This window comes from Serratia sp. CY83965 (assembly GCF_052166375.1).
Taxonomy (GTDB): domain Bacteria; phylum Pseudomonadota; class Gammaproteobacteria; order Enterobacterales; family Enterobacteriaceae; genus Serratia; species Serratia marcescens.
The window spans coordinates 26,974-49,202 of record NZ_JBJNOV010000004.1; the positions used below are offsets into that span (position 1 = coordinate 26,974).

Annotated in this window: 21 protein-coding genes; 18 read left to right on the forward strand and 3 right to left on the reverse strand. The window is 50.2% G+C overall.

The features are described from left to right. The first annotated feature begins 75 nt into the window (after window positions 1-75). The 6 genes from ACJ8PL_RS10940 (at window position 76) to ACJ8PL_RS10965 (ending at window position 6,940) form a co-directional block, all read left to right on the forward strand. Window positions 76-1,482 (forward strand): LLM class flavin-dependent oxidoreductase, encoded by a 1,407-nt coding sequence (locus ACJ8PL_RS10940; RefSeq protein WP_049300268.1) that lies wholly within the window; start codon window positions 76-78, stop codon window positions 1,480-1,482. A 7-nt stretch (window positions 1,483-1,489) separates the two neighbouring features. After that, window positions 1,490-2,509 (forward strand): methionine ABC transporter ATP-binding protein, encoded by a 1,020-nt coding sequence (locus tag ACJ8PL_RS10945; protein ID WP_110147160.1) that lies wholly within the window; start codon window positions 1,490-1,492, stop codon window positions 2,507-2,509. Next, window positions 2,506-3,210: a methionine ABC transporter permease gene (locus ACJ8PL_RS10950; protein WP_016927110.1), complete on the forward strand. Its 705-nt coding sequence runs from the start codon at window positions 2,506-2,508 to the stop codon at window positions 3,208-3,210. Before ACJ8PL_RS10945 ends, ACJ8PL_RS10950 begins: the two co-directional genes overlap by 4 nt. Before the next feature lie 2 nt (window positions 3,211-3,212). Continuing rightward, on the forward strand, window positions 3,213-4,088 hold the full coding sequence (locus ACJ8PL_RS10955) for a MetQ/NlpA family ABC transporter substrate-binding protein (protein WP_016927111.1): 876 nt from the start codon (window positions 3,213-3,215) through the stop codon (window positions 4,086-4,088). A gap of 183 nt (window positions 4,089-4,271) precedes the next feature. After that, complete coding sequence (locus ACJ8PL_RS10960; RefSeq protein WP_016927112.1) at window positions 4,272-5,705, forward strand: MFS transporter; 1,434 nt, start codon at window positions 4,272-4,274, stop codon at window positions 5,703-5,705. A 17-nt stretch (window positions 5,706-5,722) separates the two neighbouring features. Continuing rightward, window positions 5,723-6,940, forward strand: a complete 1,218-nt coding sequence (locus ACJ8PL_RS10965) for an acyl-CoA dehydrogenase family protein (RefSeq protein ID WP_033639920.1) — start codon at window positions 5,723-5,725, stop codon at window positions 6,938-6,940. A 14-nt stretch (window positions 6,941-6,954) separates the two neighbouring features. On the opposite strand, the gene ACJ8PL_RS10970 is transcribed toward ACJ8PL_RS10965, so the two are convergent. Further along, a complete protein-coding gene (locus tag ACJ8PL_RS10970; protein ID WP_033639921.1) occupies window positions 6,955-7,590 on the reverse strand; it encodes a flavodoxin family protein in 636 nt (211 codons plus the stop codon). 115 nt (window positions 7,591-7,705) lie between these two features. Between ACJ8PL_RS10970 and ACJ8PL_RS10975 the strand changes: the two genes are divergently transcribed. The 3 genes from ACJ8PL_RS10975 to ACJ8PL_RS10985 all read left to right on the forward strand — a co-directional run bounded on the left by ACJ8PL_RS10975 (window position 7,706) and on the right by ACJ8PL_RS10985 (window position 9,683). Beyond that, window positions 7,706-8,602 carry a LysR substrate-binding domain-containing protein gene (locus ACJ8PL_RS10975; RefSeq protein ID WP_110147157.1) on the forward strand — a complete coding sequence of 299 codons (897 nt, stop codon included), beginning with the start codon at window positions 7,706-7,708 and terminating at the stop codon, window positions 8,600-8,602. Between the two features lie 69 nt (window positions 8,603-8,671). Next, window positions 8,672-9,259 carry a nitroreductase family protein gene (locus ACJ8PL_RS10980; RefSeq protein ID WP_015378412.1) on the forward strand — a complete coding sequence of 196 codons (588 nt, stop codon included), beginning with the start codon at window positions 8,672-8,674 and terminating at the stop codon, window positions 9,257-9,259. A 130-nt stretch (window positions 9,260-9,389) separates the two neighbouring features. Continuing rightward, a complete protein-coding gene (locus ACJ8PL_RS10985; RefSeq protein ID WP_016927116.1) occupies window positions 9,390-9,683 on the forward strand; it encodes a DUF2623 family protein in 294 nt (97 codons plus the stop codon). A gap of 13 nt (window positions 9,684-9,696) precedes the next feature. Here ACJ8PL_RS10985 and ACJ8PL_RS10990 read toward each other — a convergent pair whose 3' ends face one another. Further along, on the reverse strand, window positions 9,697-10,266 hold the full coding sequence (locus ACJ8PL_RS10990; protein ID WP_115436245.1) for a helix-turn-helix domain-containing protein: 570 nt from the start codon (window positions 10,264-10,266) through the stop codon (window positions 9,697-9,699). A 38-nt stretch (window positions 10,267-10,304) separates the two neighbouring features. On the opposite strand from ACJ8PL_RS10990, the gene ACJ8PL_RS10995 reads away from it, so the two are divergent. From ACJ8PL_RS10995 to ACJ8PL_RS11035, 9 genes are all read left to right on the forward strand, one after another. Next, on the forward strand, window positions 10,305-10,823 hold the full coding sequence (locus ACJ8PL_RS10995) for a GNAT family N-acetyltransferase (RefSeq protein ID WP_151254650.1): 519 nt from the start codon (window positions 10,305-10,307) through the stop codon (window positions 10,821-10,823). Window positions 10,824-10,840: 17 nt separating this feature from the next. After that, on the forward strand, window positions 10,841-11,281 hold the full coding sequence (locus tag ACJ8PL_RS11000; RefSeq protein WP_274872057.1) for a DMT family transporter: 441 nt from the start codon (window positions 10,841-10,843) through the stop codon (window positions 11,279-11,281). Between the two features lie 440 nt (window positions 11,282-11,721). Next, window positions 11,722-12,858: an MBL fold metallo-hydrolase gene (locus tag ACJ8PL_RS11005; protein WP_349402415.1), complete on the forward strand. Its 1,137-nt coding sequence runs from the start codon at window positions 11,722-11,724 to the stop codon at window positions 12,856-12,858. Then, window positions 12,855-14,300 carry a HamA C-terminal domain-containing protein gene (locus ACJ8PL_RS11010; RefSeq protein WP_442531159.1) on the forward strand — a complete coding sequence of 482 codons (1,446 nt, stop codon included), beginning with the start codon at window positions 12,855-12,857 and terminating at the stop codon, window positions 14,298-14,300. Before ACJ8PL_RS11005 ends, ACJ8PL_RS11010 begins: the two co-directional genes overlap by 4 nt. Continuing rightward, window positions 14,297-16,492: a DEAD/DEAH box helicase gene (locus tag ACJ8PL_RS11015; RefSeq protein ID WP_080528201.1), complete on the forward strand. Its 2,196-nt coding sequence runs from the start codon at window positions 14,297-14,299 to the stop codon at window positions 16,490-16,492. The genes ACJ8PL_RS11010 and ACJ8PL_RS11015 overlap by 4 nt, the downstream gene beginning before the upstream one ends. A gap of 12 nt (window positions 16,493-16,504) precedes the next feature. Next, entirely contained in the window at window positions 16,505-17,452 is a 948-nt protein-coding gene (locus ACJ8PL_RS11020; protein WP_442531160.1) for a hypothetical protein, read from the forward strand. Window positions 17,453-17,521: 69 nt separating this feature from the next. Next, window positions 17,522-18,025: a hypothetical protein gene (locus tag ACJ8PL_RS11025; protein ID WP_142925259.1), complete on the forward strand. Its 504-nt coding sequence runs from the start codon at window positions 17,522-17,524 to the stop codon at window positions 18,023-18,025. Between the two features lie 517 nt (window positions 18,026-18,542). Further along, on the forward strand, window positions 18,543-19,490 hold the full coding sequence (locus ACJ8PL_RS11030) for an ArdC family protein (protein ID WP_442531161.1): 948 nt from the start codon (window positions 18,543-18,545) through the stop codon (window positions 19,488-19,490). A gap of 482 nt (window positions 19,491-19,972) precedes the next feature. Beyond that, window positions 19,973-21,304 carry an RES domain-containing protein gene (locus ACJ8PL_RS11035; RefSeq protein WP_024218866.1) on the forward strand — a complete coding sequence of 444 codons (1,332 nt, stop codon included), beginning with the start codon at window positions 19,973-19,975 and terminating at the stop codon, window positions 21,302-21,304. Window positions 21,305-21,479: 175 nt separating this feature from the next. Here ACJ8PL_RS11035 and mobC read toward each other — a convergent pair whose 3' ends face one another. Next, window positions 21,480-22,226: a MobC family replication-relaxation protein gene (mobC, locus tag ACJ8PL_RS11040; protein ID WP_442531163.1), complete on the reverse strand. Its 747-nt coding sequence runs from the start codon at window positions 22,224-22,226 to the stop codon at window positions 21,480-21,482. Between the last annotated feature and the right edge of the window lie 3 nt (window positions 22,227-22,229).

Genomic DNA, 22,229 nt, shown 5'->3' on the forward strand with positions numbered 1-22,229 from the left:
CCCGTTTTTAACACCCTAAGACCCCCCATCCGGCCCGGCTTCGCCCGCGGCCGGCAGATAATTGTGGAGCTCGCTATGTCATCGCAACGTGAAATTCGTCTTAACGCTTTTGATATGAACTGCGTCGGCCATCAGTCGCCGGGGCTGTGGGCGCACCCGCGCGACCGTTCCTGGCAGTATAAGGATCTCGAATATTGGACCGATCTGGCGCGCCTGCTGGAACGCGGCAAGTTCGATGGATTGTTTATCGCCGACGTGCTGGGGATTTACGACGTGCTTAACGGCAGCGGCGACGCGGCGATCCGCCAGGCGACGCAGGTGCCGGTTAACGATCCGCTGGCGCTGGTGACGCCGATGGCGCTGGTTACCGAACATCTCGGCTTCGGGCTGACCGCCTCGCTGTCATTCGAGCACCCTTATCCTTTCGCCCGCAGATTGTCGACGCTTGATCACCTGACCAAGGGGCGCATCGGTTGGAATATCGTCACCTCTTACCTGGAGAGCGGCGCGCGCAATATTGGCCACCGGGCGCAGACCGATCACGATGCGCGCTACGACTACGCCGATGAATACCTGCAGGTGGTTTACAAGCTGCTGGAGGGCAGTTGGGAAGACGGCGCGATTTTGCGCGATCGTCAGCGGCGCATCTTCAGCGATCCGGCGAAAATTCATCCGATCAACCACAAAGGCGAGTTCTTCCAGGTGCCGGGCATTCACCTGAGCGAGCCTTCGCCGCAGCGCACGCCGGTGCTGTATCAGGCCGGCGCTTCCAGCCGCGGCAAGCAGTTTGCCGCGGAGCACGCCGAATGCGTGTTTGTCGCTTCTCCTTCGAAAACATTGCTGAAAAAAACCGTGGCCGATATCCGCCGCCGCGCCGCCGAGGCCGGGCGCGACCCGCGCAGCATTCTGATCTTCAACCTGCAGACGGTGATCGTCGGTGAAACTGACCGACAGGCGCAGGAAAAATGGCGGGAATACAAATCCTATACCAGCTACGAAGGCGCGCTGGCGCTGGTGTCTGGCTGGACCGGCATCGATTTCGGTCAGTATCAGCCGGATCAGGTGCTGAAGCATCTGCACACCAATGCCATTCAGTCGGCGGTGGAAACTTTCTCCAGCGCCGATCCCAGCCGTGAATGGACCGTACAGGGCATCGCCGAATGGGTCGGCATCGGCGGTTTCGGCCCGCTGTTGGTGGGCGGCCCGCAAACCGTGGCCGACGAACTGCAGGCGTGGGTGGAGGAAACGGATGTTGACGGTTTCAATTTGGCCTACGCCGTTACCCATGAAACCTTCACCGACGTGGTGGAACTGCTTGTCCCCGAGCTGCAAAAACGCGGAGCGTACAAGCGCGACTACACGGCGGGCACTCTGCGAGAAAAATTGTTCAATCAGGGGCCGCGCCTGGCGGAGCCGCACCCGGCGGTGGGCTACCGCTGGCCGGCCGGCGCGCCCTTGGCCGATGCACTGAGCGTCAAGTGAGGATGCGATGATAGAGATTGAAGGATTGCACAAGGCTTACCGCGCGCCGGACGGGCGACGGATTGAGGTGCTGAAGGGCGTTTCGCTGCAGGTGCCGGCCGGATCGATTACCGCCGTGGTCGGCCCCAGCGGGGCGGGCAAATCGACGCTGGCGAAATGCATCAGCCTGCTGGAACGGCCGAGCAGCGGCAGTATCCGGGTGAACGGCCAGGACTTGTCGCGGCTTGCGGGCGAGGCGCTGCGCAGGGAGCGGCGGGCGATAGGCACGGTGTTCCAGTCTTCCGCGCTGCTGCAGCGCAAAACCGCCTGGCAGAATGTGGCGCTGCCGTTGACCTATCTGGGCGTGGTGCCGCGCGATATCGACAAGCGGGTAAAGAGCCTGCTGGCGGCGGTGGGGTTGGCGGACAAGGCGGCGTTTTACCCGGCGCAGCTGTCCGGCGGCCAGCGCCAAAGGGTCGGCATCGCCCGCGCGCTGGCGCTGAATCCGTCGGTGCTGCTGGCGGATGAGGCCACCTCCGGGCTGGATCCGGACGCCACCGGGGCCATTCTCAGCCTGCTTAAACAGCTGCGCGATCGGTATGGCCTGTCGATCATCCTGATCACCCACGAGATGGATGCGGTGCGCGACGCCGCCGACGCGGTGGCCGAGATCCGCGACGGCGTGATTGTGCAGCAAGGGCCGGTGCGCGAGCTGTTGGCGGCGCCCGATTCCTCGCTGGGCCGCCGGTTGTTCCCGCTGAAGACGCTGGCGTCCGACGCCGCGCTGCGGCTGCAGGTAACCTATTCCGCCCGTCAGCCGGCGGCCTCCGACTGGATCAGCCGCATCAGCCGCCAACTCGACCTGCAGATCGATCTGCTGGGCGGCCACGTTGAAGTGGTGGGCGGCAGCCTGGCCGGGCGGTTGGAGATTGCGGTGCGTTTTGGCGGCATTTCGCGTTCGGCGGCTGAACTGCAGGGCGAGCTGCGGCGGTTGGGCATTCTCGCCGAGGTGCTGGAACAGCCGGCGGCCTTGCGGGAGGCGGTATGAAAAATCTGTCTGACAGCGTGATGAGCCAGGACACACCCTGGCGCGAGATCCATCGGTTGATGCTGCCGGCCTACGGCGAAACCTGGCTGATGGTCGGCATCGTGATGCTGTTTGTGGTGGCGATCGGCGGCGCCGTCGGCGTGGTGTTGTTCAACACCTCATCGCGCGGCTTGTTTCCGCGCCCGGCGCTGAATCGCGCGCTGAGCTGGTTGGTGAATATGGGCCGTTCGCTGCCGTTTCTGGTGCTGATGGCGGCGATTATTCCGTTCACCTTCTGGTTGACCGGCACCACCATCGGCATTCCGGCGGCGGTGATCCCGATGATCGTCGCCGGCATTCCGTTCTTCGGCCGGCTGGTGGAGAACGCGCTGCGCGAACTGCCGCCGGAGGTGACGGCGGTGGGGCTGGTGTCCGGCGGTTCGATCTGGCAGATAGTCACCCGCGCGCAGCTCAGCGAAGCGCTGCCGGCGATCGTCGCCGCCATCACGCTGAACGTCATCTCGATGATCGAGTATTCGGCCATCGCCGGCACCATTGGCGCGGGCGGCATCGGCTATCTGGCGGTGGTGTACGGCTACCAGCGTTTCGACAATCACATCATGATCGCCACCATTGTGGTGCTGATCGCCACGATTCAACTGATTCAGTTTATTGGTGACCGCTTGGTCGCCGCGTTGCGTCATCATCAGGAAACCTTTTAATCATGCCTAATCACGATTTTGAGATAGTGAAGAAGAAACGCTGGCCGTGGCCGGTGGGTATCGCGGCGGTGGCGATTATCGCCGCCGCGGTTTGGCACTTCAGCGCCCGCCAGCAGCAGACGGTGCAGTTCGGCAGCACGCTGAAAGTGCACTTTGAGCCGGCGATGGCCGGAGAGCAGCGGGTGATCGAGTACGTCGGCGAACATATCGCGCCGGATTACGGCCTCAGGCTGGAGGCGGTTGGCCTGCAGGATCCGGTGCAGGCCGATCGTGCGGTGGCGCAGGGGCAGTACGCCGCCACGATCTACCAGCACCAGTGGTGGCTAAAGCAGGTGGTGGATGCCAACGGTTTTAAGCTGACCCCGACGCTGCCGGTGTTTCAGTGGGCGTTTGGCATTTATTCCGACCGCTATACGTCGATCGCCGAGTTGCCGGACGGCGCGGAGATCGTGGTGCCCAACGACGGCGCCAATCAGGGGCAGGCGTTGTGGCTGCTGCAGCGCATTGGACTGATCGGGCTGGATCCGGCGATCGAGGCGCGCACCGCCAGGCTGAAAGACATTCGCGAGAACAAGCGCCATTTTAACTTCACGGAGTTGGATTTGCTGACCATGCCGCGCGCGCTGAATTCGGTAGATGCGGCCATTGGCTATGTGTCGCAGTTCGACGCCGGCAAGGTGCCGCGTGAGAAGGGCATCTTGTTCCCACCGGCGCCGAAAACCTTCGCTTCGCAGCTGGTGATTGGCACGCCCTATCTGCAGGACGAAAATATTCGCAAGCTGCAGCGGGCGTTTGCCGATCCCAGGTTGCAGGCGTGGCTGAAAAGCACCGACGACCCGCGGGTGAAAGGCGTGCTGGTGCCGGTCTCGGCAGAATAATCCCCGCCCGAAATGACCGTGATAAAGACCGGATTAACGCGCGTTAATCCGGCGTTTTTGTTACGCCGTAACGGTGTTTAATTTATTGATATTAATGATATTTATAGAAGAAATTGTTGTTTGTCGGCGTAATTTTTTCACCCTATAAACGAGGTGTCACCTGCCAATTACAACGAGGAAGCTATGAGTACCTTAAATATCGATACCGCGCCGCCGTTATCTGCGCCCATCGGCTCGGCCAGCGATGTGGCGCGTTTGATTAACCAGCGCAGCGAGAAAAATACCCATGCGCGCATGATCGTGCTGTTGGCGCTGGGCGGTGTTTTTCTCGATGCCTATGACCTGACCACGCTGTCTTACGGCATCGATGACGTGGTGCGTGAATTCAGCCTCAGCCCGCTGCTGACCGGGGTGGTAACTTCTTCGATCATGGTCGGGACCATTCTCGGCAACCTGGTCGGCGGCTGGTTGACCGATAAGTACGGCCGCTATCAGGTGTTTATGGCCGATATGCTGTTTTTTGTGGTTTCCGCCATCGCCGCCGGGCTGGCGCCCAACGTCTGGGTGCTGATCGGCGCGCGCTTTTTGATGGGTATCGGCGTCGGCATTGATTTGCCGGTGGCGATGGCCTATCTGGCCGAATTCTCCAAATTCACCGGCAAGGCCAACAAGGCGTCGCGCCTGGCGGCCTGGTGCCCGATGTGGTACGCCGCTTCGTCGGTGTGTTTTCTGATCATCTTTGCGCTCTATTTTCTATTGCCGGCCGAATATGCGAACTGGCTGTGGCGCGCCTCGTTGATTTTCGGCGCCGTGCCGGCGTTGCTGATCATCATGGTGCGCAGCAAGTTTATGAACGAGTCGCCGCTGTGGGCCGCTAACCAGGGCGATCTGAAAGAGGCGGCGCGCATCCTGCGCGAGTCATACGGCATTGCCGCCCATGAGGCGGAACCTGACGCCGCCCAACCGGCGGCGCCGCCGAAGGTCAGCTTCCGCGTGCTGTTCCGCAAGCCGTACCGCGAGCGCACTCTGGTCGCCAGCGTGATGAACGTTTGCATTTCCTTTGAATACACCGCCATCGCCTTCTTTCTGCCGTCGATTCTGGCGCAGTTTCTCGGCGCCGGGGTGTTTGAAACTATCTCCGCTTCGCTCGGGCTGAACGTGCTGTTCGCTTTTACCGGTGGCCTGCTCGGCATGCGTCTGGCATGGAAGTATCCGTCGCGCCACGTGGCGATCGCCGGATTCGCGCTGCAGTTTATCGCGCTGATTGCCCTGGCGTTGATCGGACATCCGCAGGCGGCGTTCGGCGTTGGGCTGGCGATCCTGATGTTGGGCCTATGGCTGTTCGCCGAAGGATTCGGCCCCGGCGCGCAGATGATGATTTACCCGGCGCTCTCTTACCCGACGGCGATCCGCGCCACCGGCGTCGGTTTCGGCCGTTCGCTGTCCGGTATCGGCAGCGCGCTGGCGCTGTTTATTCTGCCGATTTTGCAGGCGCGCTTCGGCACCGACATGTTTTGGATTGTTTCACTGGCGGCGGCGATCCCCATCGTCTTCCTGCTGATCATTCGCTTTGAACCGACGGCGCGCGATATCGACGATCTGGCCGATCGCGCTTAACCACAGAGGACACTGACATGACGCAACACCTGTTATCCACCGGAGCAGACTACGCACAGCTGGCCGCGCGTTTTCGGCCGATCTTCGCCGAAATCGCCGCCGGGGCGGTGGAGCGCGAGCTGTCGCGCACGCTGCCGCATGAACCGATCCGTTGGCTGAAAGAGGCGGGGTTCGGCAGGGTGCGCCTCCCGCGTGAAAAGGGCGGCGACGGCGCTTCGTTGCCGCAGCTGTTCGAACTGCTGGCCGAACTGGCGGAGGCGGACTCTAACCTGCCGCAGGCGCTGCGGGCGCATTTCGCCTTCGTGGAAGATCGGCTGAACGCGCCGGACGGCCCGGAGCGCGATCGCTGGTTCGAACGCTTTCTCGACGGCGAGCTGGTCGGCAGCGGTTGGACCGAGATCGGCGGCGTGAAGCTGGGGCAGGTCAATACCCGGGTAACACCGCAGGCCGACGGCTGGTCGCTCAACGGCGAGAAATTTTACAGCACCGGCAGTCTGTTTGCCGATTGGATCGACGTGTATGCCGAGCGCAGCGACAGCGGCGGCCCGGTGATCGCTTTGGTGAACGTCGCCCAGCCGGGCGTAGAGCGCGACGACGACTGGGACGGATTTGGCCAACGCACTACCGGCAGCGGCACCACGCGTTTTATTGATGCGCGGGTCGAGCAGGCGCACGTCTATGACTTTGCCGAGCGCTTCCGCTACCAAACTGCGTTCTATCAGCATGTGTTGCTGGCGACGCTGGCGGGGATCGGCCGCGCGGTGCTGCGAGACGTCGGCGAGGGCGTGAGGCAACGTAAAAGGATCTATAGCCACGGCAACGCCGGTTGGGTGAAGGACGACGTGCAGATCCAGCAGGTGGTGGGGCAAATCAGCGCCTGGGCCTATGCGGTTGAGGCGACGGTGCTAAAAGCGACTTCCTCGCTGCAGCAGGCTTACGAGGCGCATCGATCCGGCGATGAAGCGCTGCTGCAGGCGCTTAACGTGACGGCGGAGCTGGACGCCGCCAGGGCGCAGGTCATCGCCGGGGAGTGGGTGCAGCGCGCCGCCGGTGAATTGTTCAATGCGCTCGGCGCTTCAGATACCCGTACCGGCAAGGCGTTGGATCGCCACTGGCGCAATGCGCGCACGCTCTCTTCACATAATCCGGTGATCTACAAGGCGCGCAATATCGGTGACTGGGAAATTAACCGCCATACGCCGACCTTTATCTGGCAAATCGGCAGTGGCGGTTGAGGCCGAGGCCGAGGCTATTCCGTCCAAACCTGCGTGCTGCGCGGGCTGTCCATCTGATAATCCGAGTAGGGGCGGGTGAAGAACTCGCGCCCCAACTCGCGGGCGGCCCGCAGCGGGTTGCGCGGATCGCGGGCGATCTCGCCGCGCTGGTTGCCGGCGCCGTGCACCAGCCCGACGAAGGCGGAATGGGTGTAGCGGCTGAACTCCTGGATCTGATGCACGATGCCCAGCGCCGCGCCGGGATAAGTTTCTTCCGACGCCACCGCCAGCCCGATGCGTTTGCCGCTCATGCGTTGGTGCACCTGTTCCGCCTGAGGGTAGGCGTTGGAATAAAAGCTGAACGAGCGATCGAAAAAGGCCTTGGTTTGTGCCGACATGCCGTACCAGTAAATCGGCGTGCAAAATACCGCGCCGTCGGCCGGCAGGAAGTGCTCCAGGAACAGCTCGGCGTAGCGATCGGTCGGCGGCGGCGTATGGCGTTCATCGCTCAGGAAACCGCTCAGGTAATCGTCGAGAAAATGCAGGCTGGCGGAAGTGCCGGCTTCGGCGGCGCCCGCCATGATCGCCTGCGCCAGCGTGGCGCTGTTGCCGTCGCGGCGCGGGCTGCCGACCAGCACCACCAGGCGTTTGGATTGATGAGTTGTATTCATGTCATGTTCCTTGGTGTGAAGTGAACTCAGCCTTAATTTAGAGGCAAGCGTCCGCAGGCGACAAATGACGGTTTTTCTGCCAGGATGAACTCAACTCATCTCAAGAGGCTTCGCCATGTTCGCCACGCTGCCCGTCAACGCGTTACGCACCTTTGAATCCGCCGCTCGCCTGCGCAGCTTCAAGCTGGCGGCGGCCGAGCTGGCGGTGACGCCGACGGCGATTTCGCACCAGATCAAGGCGCTGGAACAGCAGCTGGGTTTTGCGCTGTTCGAGCGGGTGCCGCGCGGCGTGCGGCTGACGGCGAAGGGCGAAACGCTGTTTACCGGAGTGCATGGCGCGCTGCTGGACGTCGCCGCCACGCTTGAGGGCCTGCGGCCGCAGCCCAGCAGCGGCTCGCTGTGCGTCTCGGTCACGCACTCGTTCGCGGCGCTGTGGCTGGTGCCGCGCCTGGGACGTTTCTACCAGGCGCATCCGCACTATCTGGTGCGCCTGGAGGCCTGCGCCGAGGTGATCGACCTGCAGCAGGACGCCAGCGTGGATGTGGCGGTGCGCTACAGCCGCGCGCATTATCCCGCGCTGCATCAGGCGGCGCGGCTGGAGGAAAGCTTTGGCGTCTACGCCGCGCCGGGGCTGGCCGCCGCCGAACCGGAAAACCCGGTGCTGATCACCGTCAAGTGGGGGGATTCGGCGCTGTACGACAGCGGCTGGCATGACTGGTGCCGGGCCGCCGGCGTGGACTGGTGGCAGCGCCATGCGGCGATGCGCAGCTATCACGAGGAGCATTACGCCCTGCAGGCGGCGGTGGCCGGGCAGGGATGGGTGCTCGCCAGCTCGGTGATGGTGTCCGAGATGGTGGACAACGGTCTGCTGGTGGCGTACCGGCCGGAGGTGCGCGTACCGGGCGCCGCATACAGCGTGCTGTGCGCGCCGGGGCGCGAGCGGCACCCGCCGGTCAGGGCGTTTCTGGCCTGGCTGCGGCAGGAATTGCCGCAGGACAATGGCACGAAATAAAAGTTTTACCGTCCTAAGCTGTGGGAATATCAGCGAACTTTTGTTTTTACTTCACTGCGAGAACCTATCATGAGCCAGCCAAGAATCTCCGATTACCCGATTGACGCGCAATTTATCGAGCGCTGGTCGCCGCGCGCGATGACCAACGACGCCATCGACGATCAAACGCTGCTGAGCTTCTTTGAAGCAGCGCGCTGGTCGCCTTCGGCCTACAACATTCAGCCGTGGCGCTTTGCCTACAGCAAGCACGGCTCCGACAGCTGGGAGAACTACCTGGAGTTCCTGATCGACTTCAACCGCGGCTGGGCGCAACACGCCTCGGCGCTGGTGGTGATCGTCTCCAAAACCACCAGCCTGAACGGCGAGCGGCTGGTGGACAACCCGACCCATGCGTTCGACACCGGCGCGGCCTGGGCCAACCTGGCGCATCAGGCGCATCTGAAAGGCTGGCTGACCCACTGCATGAGCGGCATTCACCACGACAAGATCAAAGCGGCGTTGCAGCTGCCGGACGACTATGCGGTGCACGCTATGGTGGCGATCGGCAAACCGGGCGACAAAGCCCGCCTGCCGGATTTCCTGCAGGAGAAAGAAGCGCCGTCGGGCCGTCTGCCGCTCGGCAAGACCGTTAGCGAAGGGCTGAATTTCACGCTGTGATTGCCCGCTTTCTCGCAGGCCCGCTTGGCGGGCCTTTTTTATGCGGCGAGTAAAACTTAGGGAGTATGTTCTCGTTCGCTCATTCGATATATATTTTGTTATATAGCGATTGCGTGGTGAGGAGGAACCCGTGGGAGATCATTTTGGCAAAGGGCTGTTGGCGGGGTTAAAGGCGGAGAACCTGAAGCCGGAGGCGGAGCTGTCGCGTTTTTGCTCCGACTACAAGCGCGGTTTCGTGCTCGGCTATGCCCACCATTTGGCGCAGCGCTGCGGCGACGAGAACCGGGCGGCGTTCGAGGCCGGGCAGCTCAGCCGCGCCTATGGCCTCGGCAGCGAGCCGATGAGCGAGTTCTTCTCCGGCGGCGACAGCCGGTTGGCGGAGAAGTTTTTCCACGCCGGCTATAACCAGCCGACGCAGGGGTAGCGCCGGCGAGCCGTCAGGCGGCGCTCAGCACCGCCACCAAATACACGCATGCCTCATCGCTTTGGTTTTCAAAGCGGCAGTCCGCCGGTGGGCCGAGCTCCAGGCAGTCGCCCTCGGCCATTTCATGGCGCGCGTCGCCCTCAAGAAAGACCAGCTCGCCGGATAAAACCCAGATCAGCTGACGCTTGAAGGCGTACACCGACGCCGGCATCGGGATCGCCGCGCCGGCCGGCAGTTCGATGCGCACCAGATCGAGCGGCAGATCGGTGCGCGGCGACACGTGGCGCCGCACGTAGCCGCTCTCAGGATCGACCCACACCGGTTGATCTTCCCGGCGCAGCAGCCGGCCTTCTTGCGTTTCCGCCCGGGCGATCAGTTTGGACATGCTGAGGCCGAACGCCCCCGCCAGTCTGCCCAACAGCATCGCCGTCGGGCTGCTCTCGCCGCGCTCGATCTTATGCACCATCGCCCGTGAGACGCCCGCCCGTTCGGCCAGATCGGACAGCGACCAGTGGCGCGCCTCGCGTTCAATGCGAATGCGCGCGCCGATCAGCTGATTTAGATTGTCTAATTTAATATTCATATCGTAGTATTATAGTGGACAATTGGCCGGGGTAAACCATGATTATACGAAATGCGACGCTCAACGATAGCGCGGCGATTGCCGCTATCTATAACGACGCGGTGTTGAACAGCACCGCCATCTGGAATGAACAAACCGTGGATACGGCCAACCGTGCGGCGTGGATCGGCGAACGCCAGGCGGCGGGCTACCCGGTGCTGGTGGCGGTGAACGCCGCGGACGAGGCGATCGGCTATGCGTCGTTCGGCGACTGGCGCGCCTGGGATGGCTATCGCCATACCGTGGAACATTCGGTGTATGTTCATCAGGCGCATCGCGGCGCAGGGATTGGCAAGACGTTGCTGCTGGCGCTGATCGCACGGGCGCGGGAAATCGGCAAGCACGTGATGGTGGCCGGCATCGAATCCGGCAATCAGGCCTCGATTGAGCTGCATCTGGCGCTGGGGTTCCGCGAGGTGGGGCGCATGGAACAGGTGGGCGCCAAATTCGGCCAATGGCTGGATCTGACGTTCCTGCAGCTGACGCTCGACGAACGGGCGACGCCGCCCGCGCGCTGATCCCGGGAGACAGGGCGATGAATATGCTGTTACTGCTGATCGCGGCCGGGGTGGGGCTGGTGGTGCAGAATCTGCTGATGGTGCGCATTACCGAAAGCGTTTCGACCATCCTCATTACGCTGGTGATCAACTCCAGCGTCGGTTTGTTGTTGCTGGTGGGGTTGCTGCTGGCCAAAAACGGCCTCGGCGCGGTGGCGGAAGTGACCGGCGCCGCCAGGTGGTGGATGCTGTTGCCGGGGCTGCTGGGATCGCTGTTCGTGTTCGCCGGCATTCTGGGTTACCAGAAGTTGGGGGCGGCGGCGACCATCTCGATCCTGGTCGCCAGCCAGCTGTGCATGGGGCTGTTGGCGGACGTCTACCGCGCCGGCCCGGCGGCGCTGCGCGAGAATCTGCCGGCGCTGTTCGGCGCTCTGCTGCTGGTGGCGGGCGCCTATCTGGTGGCGAAACGCAGCTTTTGACGGCAACTGAAAGGCAAAAAGCCCGCTCGGGTCTCCCTGAGCGGGCTTCTCTAAATATGGCTCCTCTGACTGGGATCGCCTAAGCCAATAAGTGGCTAATATGTAAGCTAAACCTTAATCCAAGGTCTGTCAAGACCACCAGAATGACCACCAATTGTTGTGATAACGTCAGTGCAAGAGAGTAGCTAGGTTTAAGCCAGAACTAAGCGACGAACGATGTCTTATCTTAGTGGATGTGAGTAAGAAATGTGATGTCAATCAACTTTTGCAGTCTACTAAATAGCCTTTTTTTGATTTATTTTAATGACTTAATCCCTAACGTGTTGAATTTATATGCTTTTTTATTCATTTTGGCTTGAGATTGAAAATGAAATTTTAGGATGACTTGAAGGTGACTTTGGATTAAATTTTTAGTATGTAAAAATTTTGAAGGGACTCTAATGCATCCTCTTAAGATCCGGTTATTACCATCTGGTAATGGTGACTGTATATTGATCTCATCAGAAACGAGTTTTTTTCTTTTCGATGGTGGAACAGCTTCTTCTTACAAAGAATGGAAGAATGAAATTTTAACCTTACCAAAAATTGATGGTTTATTTATTACGCATATAGATAACGATCATATTAGCGGTATAATCAAACTTATACAAGAAAATGAGAATCATGCAGCACCTAATCTTATTGAAATAGGAGATGTATTCTATAACGGTGTGGAACAAATCTTAAAAGATAAAATTATCAATGACGTTTCAAATCAGAATGAATTTTTGCGGTTAAACGCTTACTTTGATACTAGTGTTCAGGGAAAAAATATTGGCTATAGTGAAGGTACAGGGTTGTCCTATCTTCTCAAAGAATTCGGTTACCCATTAAACCGTGGTTGCACTAATGGCAAGTTTTGTCGAGAAACCACACCAGGCTTATCATTATCTGGGATGGAAATTGATGTAATAGGTCCTAGTATTTCCGTTCTTGATAAAATGAAGAACGATTGGGATAATGAATTACAAAGACAACGCATTTCTAATCGCATATTAAATAAAATACACGCTCATTCTTTTGAAAAGTATGTGTCAAATATATATAGTGATGAGGATTTCGCGGGGGATATTTCATATAGTGTCAGAAAAAATCTGGATGCACTAGCAAACTCTCCTTATCATACTGATGACTCGCTGGCAAATCGATCAAGTATCTGTCTGCTTGCTGATTTTTCAGGAAAAAAAATTATGATGCTTGGTGATACTAACTGTGAAACAGTGATCGACTGGTTGAATAATAAAGCTATTTCTTGCTTGTCTGTTGATGCAATAAAAATTTCTCATCATGGTAGTAAAAAAAACATAAATAAAGAATTGATAAAAAGAGTAAAAACAAAGAATTATATAATATGCACTGATGGAAAGTTACATAAGCATCCTGACATGGAAGCTTTAGCAAGAATTGTGTATTATTCGACAGAGCAGGAGGTTTTCTTTCACTTCAATCATCGGCATGATTATCTGGATTATGACTTGTTATGTTCTATGCCGGGAAAAACGGTTTCATTTAATTTTTCCGGAGTTATACAAATATGAGTTTTCAAAATAAAAATGCTAGTTACTATATAATCGCTCAGTTTGATTCTGAAGGGTTTCTTATTTCTCGAGCTACGTCATTTAATTTAGATAATGAAAATATCATAACTGCTAGTCATTTTATAAAAGAATCTCCAGGGTGTGTTTTTAGAATATTTTTGACGCCTGATGACTATGGAAAATCAAATGGAAAAGTGGTTGAGCTAAAAAAAAATAGACCTGAACTAGATATTGCAATTTTTACATGCCCATGGAATTGCTTATCGTTAACTCCAAGTCTCGGTGGTTATACAATTCCAATTGGTGCTGAAGTTTATGTTAACGGCTATGCTGCTGAGAAAGGAAATATCCCCTCTCTGTTTTTCTCTGATATTGTTACTGATCTAAGGGCTATTGATACTTCAATCTACTGCTATGAAATTACGCAATGTAAAAAAAATACCATCACAAATTATTCTGGTGTATCTGGTGCACCACTTTTATATAAAGGCACCATAATAGGTATTGTTTTATTTCAGCAAAAAAATAACACACTTTATTGTGTATCACTTGAGAAAATAATACCGATAATATCATTGGATATAGGTAAGAATTATTTTCTTATCTCGGAAGAAGAAGTTGATTATTTAGCACCTAAATGTCCTAAAGAGCCGTTTAACCTTGTCTGTGAGATAAACACAAACTCGCCAATTACAAAAGGATTAAGTGTGCAGTTTTCCTTTAATCGATGGAATTTGAGTGAGTTCTCGAAAGAATTATCTGAATGGCTTGTTGATTATGTTATATCACCAAGTAAATTAATAGATTACGAGAATAGAACGCGAGCCGCGGTTAAAGTTGCTGAAAAACATTTTGTTAAAGTTAGTGAAAAGGAGTTTTTGGATCTTTTATTACATATAGCTATACGAAAAAGTTTCAAGACCATACCTGTAATAAATAAGATATTTACAGTTGGTAATGAACTTATACCTAGCTGCTCTCATGCAGTGATAAATAGTGGTAGGTTAGAGTTATGGCTTGGTGTTTCTGGGTATGAGAAAAACATAGCGGACGCCATATCTAATGTTAATGACACGATATCAAAACTAATAACCGCTGACAATATTTCAGAGAGGTTTAAATTAATAATTAATGATGTCAGTAAAGAATGGCCGTTATTTGAGAAATTAAAAAAACTTGGTGACAACTCATTATCATTAGACAAACGTGTCGATAAAATTATAGTGCCTGTTTTTATTTGCTATGAGGCTAGTATCGTCAAAGACTATAAAGATGAAGAAAGTTTCACTGATGCTTTTAAAAAGGAAATTTTAGAGCTTCAAAGTGGTTTTACTGAAAAATATAAGCATTCATTTATTGATAAAGTCGATATAAGGCTCTTCTCATTCCCTTTGGATTCATTTCAACAGATATTAGAAAGTTTTATTAAGGAATTATCATGACTAGTGAAAAAGGATTAGAAGTTTTTTTAAGGGGGCAATTAAATTCTGGTTCTATTGAACCACAGAGTTTTCTTCTAAATTTAGTTGAGCTACATAACACTCATAGTAGTGAAAGGAGTGTTCAAGATTTAATTATAAGGTGTCTTGAAAATCGGGAAGAGTTTAACGGATATGGCCATGTTTTAGATTATTTGCTTGAGGCTAGAGGGCTTTTCCCATATAAAAAATTCGATGACAACTTCAAAGATAAAATAACGGAAAGCATAGTAACATCGCCTTTAACTAATGCGGGAGGGGGAAGTAAATTATTCCATATCAAGCAGTTTGATGTATATCAGTTATTGATGAAACGAAAAAGTGTTATATTAAGTGCACCAACAAGCTTTGGGAAAACCCTTTTAGTTGAGGCATTAATTGCAACTAGAACGCTTTCAAATATAGTTATTGTAGTACCCACTCTTTCACTTATTGATGAACTTAAAAAGAAATTTCATAAGTACACAGTCGATAGCGATGAGTTTGTAGTGAAATATAAAATTATAACCCAAGTTAATCAAGCTCATGGAAAGAATAATATTTTTCTCTATACTCAAGAACGGGTAATTGAAAAGGAAGGGTTTCCTGTAATAGATTTTTTTGTAGTAGATGAGTTTTACAAATTGATGCCGCAAGGTATGGACGATTACAGAAGTGAACGCCTAAATATTGCATTTAAAAAATTACTATCATTGTGTAGTTTCTTTTATATGCTTGGTCCTAATATTAAAAACATTAATCCATTGACATTATCTAAGTTAGGATGTAGATACATTGATGAGTCTGATTTTATTACTGTAGCAACGAATGAGTATACCTTTACTATACCTCCAGGAAATGATACTGAGCGAGATATTACGAGAAATGAATATTTAAAGAAGGTAATGAATAATATTTCAGGAGAGCAAACGATTATTTATTGTAAATCTCCTAAAAGAGCCAGTGTTTTGGCTAATTTTTTGAGTGAAATTATTCCCCTAAAAAAAGAGCATGATCTCAATTCTCTATCCAACTGGCTTAAAGAGACTTTTCATCCAGATTGGTCTCAGTCTAAGATAATACAACATGGCATTTGTGCTCATCATGCTAAACTACCTCGTTCCATTGCGAGTCTTTTTGTTGATCTTTTTAATGAAAAACGTATTAATGTACTAGTTTGCACTTCAACTTTAATTGAAGGTGTAAATACTAATGCTAAAAATATCATAATTTATGACGATTGCATAACTAAACGAGTTCAGCTTGACTCTTTTACTTATAATAACATAGCTGGAAGAAGCGGCCGGATGTTCGAACATTTTGTAGGAAATGTATTTTTCTTCGGTGAAAAACCAACAGATGGTTTGAATCAAATTGATATACCAATTATTTCACATTCTGATAATGTACCCGACTCGTTGCTTCTTCACTATGATGAACCTTACTCTGAAAAAATAAAGGGGCGGCTTAATAAATATTTTGATCAGGATATTTTGAGTATTGATGTAATTACTAAAAATTCAGGGGTACCTCCAGAGGCACAATTAGAATTCGCAAATGATTTAATGGAGAATTTTCAGTCATGGCATAAGTTAATGTGTTGGAATAACATGCCGAACAGTGGTCAATTGAATCATATAAACAAAATTGCTGAGAAATACTTTAATATAAAAAGCTTTGCTTCTGGCGCTGTAAAAAGTGATGTCCAGTTATCTAGAAAAATTGTATCCATATTAAAAAATGAAACGTTAAAAGATATTATTGATCAGGATTACGAATACTTTAGTGAAGATGATGATAGTTTCACAATAGATGATGCAGTGTTAAGAAACTTTGATTTTAGACGTAAAATACTTGGACATTACTATCCTGTGATCATTAATGCTATTAATAATATTCAAGAATATGTTTTTACTAAGTTTGGATATAAAGCAGGAAATTATAAAGCCTTTATACTACGTGTTGAAAGCTTAAATGTCACGCCTTCACTTATGACGTTGGAAGAGTATGGTATACCAATATCTATATCTCTTAAAGCTAATAAAATTTGGAAAGTTAAAGATTCTGATAGTTTCGATGAGGCGATTGACAAAATAAAATCCTGCAGTTTATCTGATGATTTTAAATTAAGTGAATTAGAATTGAAAATTTTAGAAAGAAATATTGTTTTTTTATAAGAGGATATATTAATGAAAAAATGGCTTCAAACTCGACTAATAGATGAGGATTATGCATTTAATCCGGACTTTGCATTTTTAGGGACAGTTAACTGGATAAACTGTCTTGCTCAAAATTGCAATGTTTATTATCCTTTTGAGAGTAAGTTTATTCCTGAGTTACAGGAAAAATCTAAGTCTTTATCTATTTCTAATGAAAATAGAGTTTTTGAATACTTATTCATGGCACAGCATTCCTTAGTAGGATTAAACACAATAGTTGAAAATATTACTTTCCCCAGTGACGTGTGCAAATTATGTGTATATGCTTGGTATGATTGCATTCTAAATTCAATAAGAGCTATGGTAATATCTAACACCGGAATCATCCCACAAAATGAAATTCAACTTGAAAAATTGTGGTTCGAATTAGTCGAAGAATTTGATTTCATTCCGGTGCCTTTCAGGCTACAGATCAAAGATCTTACTGAACATAATGTTAAAAATGAAATTGAATCTCTGCGTAATGGAAACTCTTTTACGTTGAATAGTTTTGCTAGTAATAATGAACAAGCGTTTGGTGGATTGGTTTCATATTTAAGTGGGACTATTAAGTATTATGTTGATTGTGAAAAAAATAAACTTTTAGAAAGTGAATTGTTTATGTCCAAAAATATTTTAAATTTTAGAACTAATAAGGCCAAGGAGTATAGGGATACCCATTTGAGTAATTTAACAATCAGTTTCTTGTCATGCCTGACCAGATTTAAAGGGAAGGTGCTTGAGCGTGACTCAATATTTTTATCTTATGGTAATGTTCAGGATGAAAAAGTGACAAAAATGCTCAATGACTTATTGCTCGTTGCAAAATGTTTTTCTGATATTGCAGAGCAATTTTGTGCTAAAAATATAGACTCTAGTACATGGAGACTTTTCAAAGCTGATCTAGATGAAAACTCCAGGTTAACAGCTATTTTTTGAACTGGCAGGTTAAAAATAAATTATTTTTTAATTGGTATGGTTTATCTAACTCATAGAGGAGAGATGAATGTGAATGAAAATATTTTTATCTCAAAATTAGAGACGGCAATTAATGGTATTACTCATCCTCGTTTTTACGAATCAGAAAGAGGTTATCAAGGCGCTCTTGTTTCCGAATTGAATAAAATATTGCCAGATTTAGAGCTTAATGGCGCAATTGTTGAGCAGGAGTACCAAAAAAGAATTGAACAACATGGGATTAGAATTCGCCCTGATATAATAATCCATGTTCCTTTTGATAGTAATAATCATAACTCTCGCAGCGAGGGGAATTTTATAGCCATAGAGTTGAAGCTTGGTAGTAATTTAACTGAGAAACAGGCGGTTGCTGATTACTATAGCCTGGCATTAATGTGTGAGCATTTATCGTATCCTTTTGCATTGTTTATTGTAATTAATGGTAGTAGTACTTATTTTGAGAAATATTCTGGGCCTCACAAAGATAAAATTAAAGCATACATAATAAATCTAATTGATGGTGTTGTTGATTTTAGAAAAACAGAAAATCCATAGTTTTATTTAAGATGTTGTAAATATTACTTGGAAAGGTATCTACCTGACCCTATAAATAATTTTGCGTAAACTCCATCGTATTAAAGGTGATCGCTCAGGCGGTCACTGAACTGGCTAATAAAACGGTTTGGCCGAGCATAAACTAACTTCTCTGAGCCAGACTTATGACACCGAGGAATGCAGTCCAGATCCCTAACGGTTATGGATAATAATAAGTAAAGGGAAGCCTCAGTCTGACGTATAAGCATATCGCCACCTCTTATATGACTAAATCAGAACCCCCAATCCCATTTCATCGCTCGACCTAAGGGGCGCTACGCCCGGCTATGCAAGGGTAAGTTTTTCTCCTGTGCTCTTTTCGTTCTCGTATCGTCTTCGGTTAATCGTTTCCCAACACAGCCCGTCCCACAAGGGTAAATTGCACGCATGCTGCGCCCTTGCAGGACAGAACGATGCCGGGAAAGCGAACCGTCAGGCGATACGAAGACGAAAATCACACACTGACGGAGAAACAACCATGACGATTTCCTTGCATACCACCTGGACAAGCGCCCCTAACACCGGCGCGGCGACCAGCGTATCCCCGCTGGAGCAGTCAGGCTCCTCAAAAACGAATTTTTCTAAAACCAGAACGGACATTTATCAGACCGTTACCGACAACATCATTGCAGCACTTGAAAGCGGTGTAAAACCGTGGTCCTGTCCGTGGCAACGCGTATCGGGCATGTCTGGTCTGCCACCTAATTACGCAACCGGAGCAGCCTACAACGGTATTAATATCATGCTGTTATGGTGCAGCGCATCTAAAGAGGGTTTCAGCGATTCACGCTGGATGACTTACAAGCAGGCACAGGCAGCAGGCGGACAGGTTCGCAAGGGTGAACATGGCACAGCAGCCATTTTCTATACAACTCTGGAAAAGGAAAATGACGCCGGAGAAGTTGAACAAATCCCTATGCTGAAAACTTTCACCGTGTTTAACATTCAGCAAATTGATGGTTTGCCTTTGACAATTGAAACGGCCAGCCCGGAAGCAACTTTTGATCCGTTGCCGCAGGCTGAGAACCTGTTACGTAAGAGCGGCGCAAACATCATCGAGAAAGGACAAAACGCTTTTTTCAGCCCATCAACTGATGAAGTCTGGCTACCGGAGCGCCATCTGTTTTCGAATGCGGCTAACTTCTACGCTACCGGCCTGCATGAGCTTGTCCACTGGAGTGGGGGTAAAAAACGCCTGAACCGTGAAATGAAAGGGAAGTTTGGTAGTGCGGATTATGCAGAGGAAGAACTGGTGGCGGAGCTGGGAAGTGCTTTTTTGATGGCGGATTTGGGGATTGATGGAGAGGTACAACATGAAAGCTATATTGCTTCCTGGCTGAAAGCGCTGAAAAACGATAAGCGCAATATTTTCAAAGCGGCCAGCGCCGCCTCCAAGGCGCATTCTTATCTGATGGATAAACTCTGAGGTCGGGAGCTGGACAACAGCAAGCGAATGCGGTTACATGTTTTTACTGGCAACGCTGCAAGGTGCAGACTGAGGCGGAACACAGCACAGCGAGTAACGAACAGTCTGCGTTTTGCAGTGGAATAAAAAATCACCAGGACTGGCTACGATATCGCAGGCCGGGTAAGCCCATCATGCTGGCACTTTCCGTGCCCGGTAAACTTGGAAAATCATTTTGTGCTAACTGCAATCTTTTTCTTGTACGACTATAACTGCCTCTTGCTCGTTCAGGGTGAACCCCCGAGAATGTCAGAATCGGACATTGCAAACATTCAGGTGTGTTAATCATCGGGGAACAAGTCACATGTTTAGTTGGGTAAGATGGTTACCTGATTAAGAAAGATCTGACCAACCTACTAAACAATGTTGCTTATGGTAAAGTCGGTGCTAATCTGTTGAGACTGACAGCAGTCCTTCATCTTTATTCGGATATTAGAGAATTTATGAACGAAGAAAAATATATATGTCATAGATGTGTGGGTGAAGAGTATGTAAGGCTAGTTATAAAAAAAACAGGAAATGCCAACAATGATTGTAATTACTGTGGTAGGAAATTAAAGAGTATTAAATTGGAAGTTCTTGCAGAGATGGTGCACAATGTCTTTATTGAATATTATGAACAGCCTGATGATGGCGAGTTTTATAATGATAGTGGTGATACTGCAACCTCTATTATTCAAGACGAGCTAATCATTGAAGAAGAACCTGCCGATGATATATTCAATGTGATGCAGGACATTTATAACGATTATCACGGCATAGATGTAGTTTATGATGAATGCTTTAATTATGTTCGTGTTAATCGCGTCAATAATTCGCTTGGCTGGGCGTGGGAGAAAATGGAGCAGTCACTTAAAAGTGAAGCTCGTTATTTCAATAAGCATGTAAAAGAGTTTCTGGATGAGCTTTTTTCAGACATAGAAAGAATGAGGACAGGTGAAAGCAGGCAGGCAATTAATGATGTTGGCAGCGATGTCATTTTTTACCGGGCTCGGGCATTTGAAAACTACGAGGACGTGCAGGAAGCACTGGAGCATCCTGAGCGGTATTTTGGTCCACCACCACAAGCGTTGGCACGCTCAGGAAGAATGAATGCACACGGCATTCCAGTATTTTATGGTGCAACGTCACCGAGCATTGCTGTGTCGGAAATACGTCCAGTGGTTGGGAATTTCGTGGTGGTCGTACCGTTTCGACCTATCAGAAATTTGAAAATTCTCGATATTTCAGCCCTAAACGATCTCTCAAATATCAAAGGTAGTATCTTCGATCCATATGTGACCGGGCATAACGAGAAGGTCTCTTTCATGAGGACGCTTGCCAGAAAGCTGACTATGCCCGTTTCTGGCAGAAAGCCGGAAGATGAATACCTGATCACACAAGCAGTATCAGAATATCTTGCCTTATCCGATAAATTTAGTCTTGACGGTATTAGTTTTGAATCCACTCAGCATTCCGGTGATGAGCCCGAGGATATTGGTCACCACAACGTTGTGTTGTTCAGAAAATCATCGAGAATACTGAATTCTGAGAGTAACGAAAAATCTTTTCAAGTAGATCTATTTGAAAATGTGGAAGATGATAATTATATTTTTTCACCCGCTATTCATCCAATCAATAAAAATAAAACAAGGAGAACATTGTCTTCTTCTTTCAGTATCGATAAACACTTGTGTGCTCTTGAGTTAATGCCTGATGGCATCGTATTTCATAGAGTAAAAGGCGTTAAGTATTACACAGACTCAATTGATGTAAAATCAGATGGGATGTTATGAAAATTCACATCGTATATCTTTATGTATGCTACGTTTACGACCGTCTCTAGAATTATCGTGACTAGTCAATACTAATCGAGATATAAACCAAAAAATACCAGCATGAAAGGGCTTAAAATTCGGTGAGCCCGCTTTTGCTCATGCAGAAAGTTAGGCTTGCAACGATTTAACCAGCTTATGAATAGTTCTCGAGCTCTATACGCTCCAGTTCGGCAAGTGTATAAATGCGAAAAACGTTTCGGTGACGCGCTTCCAATTGAATGTGTTGATGGTTGATGATGACATGCCTGATGCTGTCAAACAGCAGTTCAAGCGCACGCTTCTTCTGTGGATCGGGCACAACATAAAAAACGTAAATCCACTGCTTGCGGGTACGGGCCAGCAGGTGGCTGGCAATAATCGACTGGTAGCGGGCTCGGGTTTTCAGGCGGCGCTCGGTTTCAATGGCAATAACGTTACCGTCAGGCAGCGTCAGTAATCCGTCCGGGCGATGTTTTACCTGAAACTGGCTGAGAAAGCTGGCCCGGTCGCCGTTAATCCATCCCGAAGCGCCTTTCTTCTCCAGAATAAGTCTGGCGGCCTGATTATCAAGATGGTGCTCCAGCGTCCAGCCGGTGATTTTTGATGGTTCAAACCGCGCAGGAAAGATTTTATCATCCAAGTTTAACACCACCGCCAGCCCGTCGCTGGTGATCCCCCACAATGAAATCTTAATTGTCAGTGATTCAAGCACATGCTTCTGGATTAACCCCATTCGCTCCGTTTTTGCAAGCAGCGAATAAAGCGACTTATGATCCCGGAAACCAAATAACAGCATCAGCGTTTTAAAATCACTGTAGGTTTCTTCTTTCAGGAAGTTCAGCAGTTGTTTTATTTTTTCTCTGTTGCGTGTCTGGCGCTCTTGATATGTCGAAATCAGCATAAC

Bases quoted from the DNA above. Each gene is read 5' to 3' on its own strand.
- mobC (WP_442531163.1), bottom strand. From the start codon at position 22,226: ATGCTGATTTCGACATATCAAGAGCGCCAGACACGCAACAGAGAAAAA.
- ACJ8PL_RS11005 (WP_349402415.1), top strand. From the start codon at position 11,722: ATGCATCCTCTTAAGATCCGGTTATTACCATCTGGTAATGGTGACTGT.
- ACJ8PL_RS11000 (WP_274872057.1), top strand. From the start codon at position 10,841: ATGAATATGCTGTTACTGCTGATCGCGGCCGGGGTGGGGCTGGTGGTG.
- ACJ8PL_RS10945 (WP_110147160.1), top strand. From the start codon at position 1,490: ATGATAGAGATTGAAGGATTGCACAAGGCTTACCGCGCGCCGGACGGG.
- ACJ8PL_RS11010 (WP_442531159.1), top strand. From the start codon at position 12,855: ATGAGTTTTCAAAATAAAAATGCTAGTTACTATATAATCGCTCAGTTT.
- ACJ8PL_RS10965 (WP_033639920.1), top strand. From the start codon at position 5,723: ATGACGCAACACCTGTTATCCACCGGAGCAGACTACGCACAGCTGGCC.
- ACJ8PL_RS11020 (WP_442531160.1), top strand. From the start codon at position 16,505: ATGAAAAAATGGCTTCAAACTCGACTAATAGATGAGGATTATGCATTT.
- ACJ8PL_RS10960 (WP_016927112.1), top strand. From the start codon at position 4,272: ATGAGTACCTTAAATATCGATACCGCGCCGCCGTTATCTGCGCCCATC.
- ACJ8PL_RS11035 (WP_024218866.1), top strand. From the start codon at position 19,973: ATGAACGAAGAAAAATATATATGTCATAGATGTGTGGGTGAAGAGTAT.
- ACJ8PL_RS10995 (WP_151254650.1), top strand. From the start codon at position 10,305: ATGATTATACGAAATGCGACGCTCAACGATAGCGCGGCGATTGCCGCT.
- ACJ8PL_RS11015 (WP_080528201.1), top strand. From the start codon at position 14,297: ATGACTAGTGAAAAAGGATTAGAAGTTTTTTTAAGGGGGCAATTAAAT.
- ACJ8PL_RS11030 (WP_442531161.1), top strand. From the start codon at position 18,543: ATGACGATTTCCTTGCATACCACCTGGACAAGCGCCCCTAACACCGGC.
- ACJ8PL_RS10955 (WP_016927111.1), top strand. From the start codon at position 3,213: ATGCCTAATCACGATTTTGAGATAGTGAAGAAGAAACGCTGGCCGTGG.
- ACJ8PL_RS10980 (WP_015378412.1), top strand. From the start codon at position 8,672: ATGAGCCAGCCAAGAATCTCCGATTACCCGATTGACGCGCAATTTATC.
- ACJ8PL_RS10950 (WP_016927110.1), top strand. From the start codon at position 2,506: ATGAAAAATCTGTCTGACAGCGTGATGAGCCAGGACACACCCTGGCGC.
- ACJ8PL_RS10990 (WP_115436245.1), bottom strand. From the start codon at position 10,266: ATGAATATTAAATTAGACAATCTAAATCAGCTGATCGGCGCGCGCATT.
- ACJ8PL_RS10970 (WP_033639921.1), bottom strand. From the start codon at position 7,590: ATGAATACAACTCATCAATCCAAACGCCTGGTGGTGCTGGTCGGCAGC.
- ACJ8PL_RS10975 (WP_110147157.1), top strand. From the start codon at position 7,706: ATGTTCGCCACGCTGCCCGTCAACGCGTTACGCACCTTTGAATCCGCC.
- ACJ8PL_RS10940 (WP_049300268.1), top strand. From the start codon at position 76: ATGTCATCGCAACGTGAAATTCGTCTTAACGCTTTTGATATGAACTGC.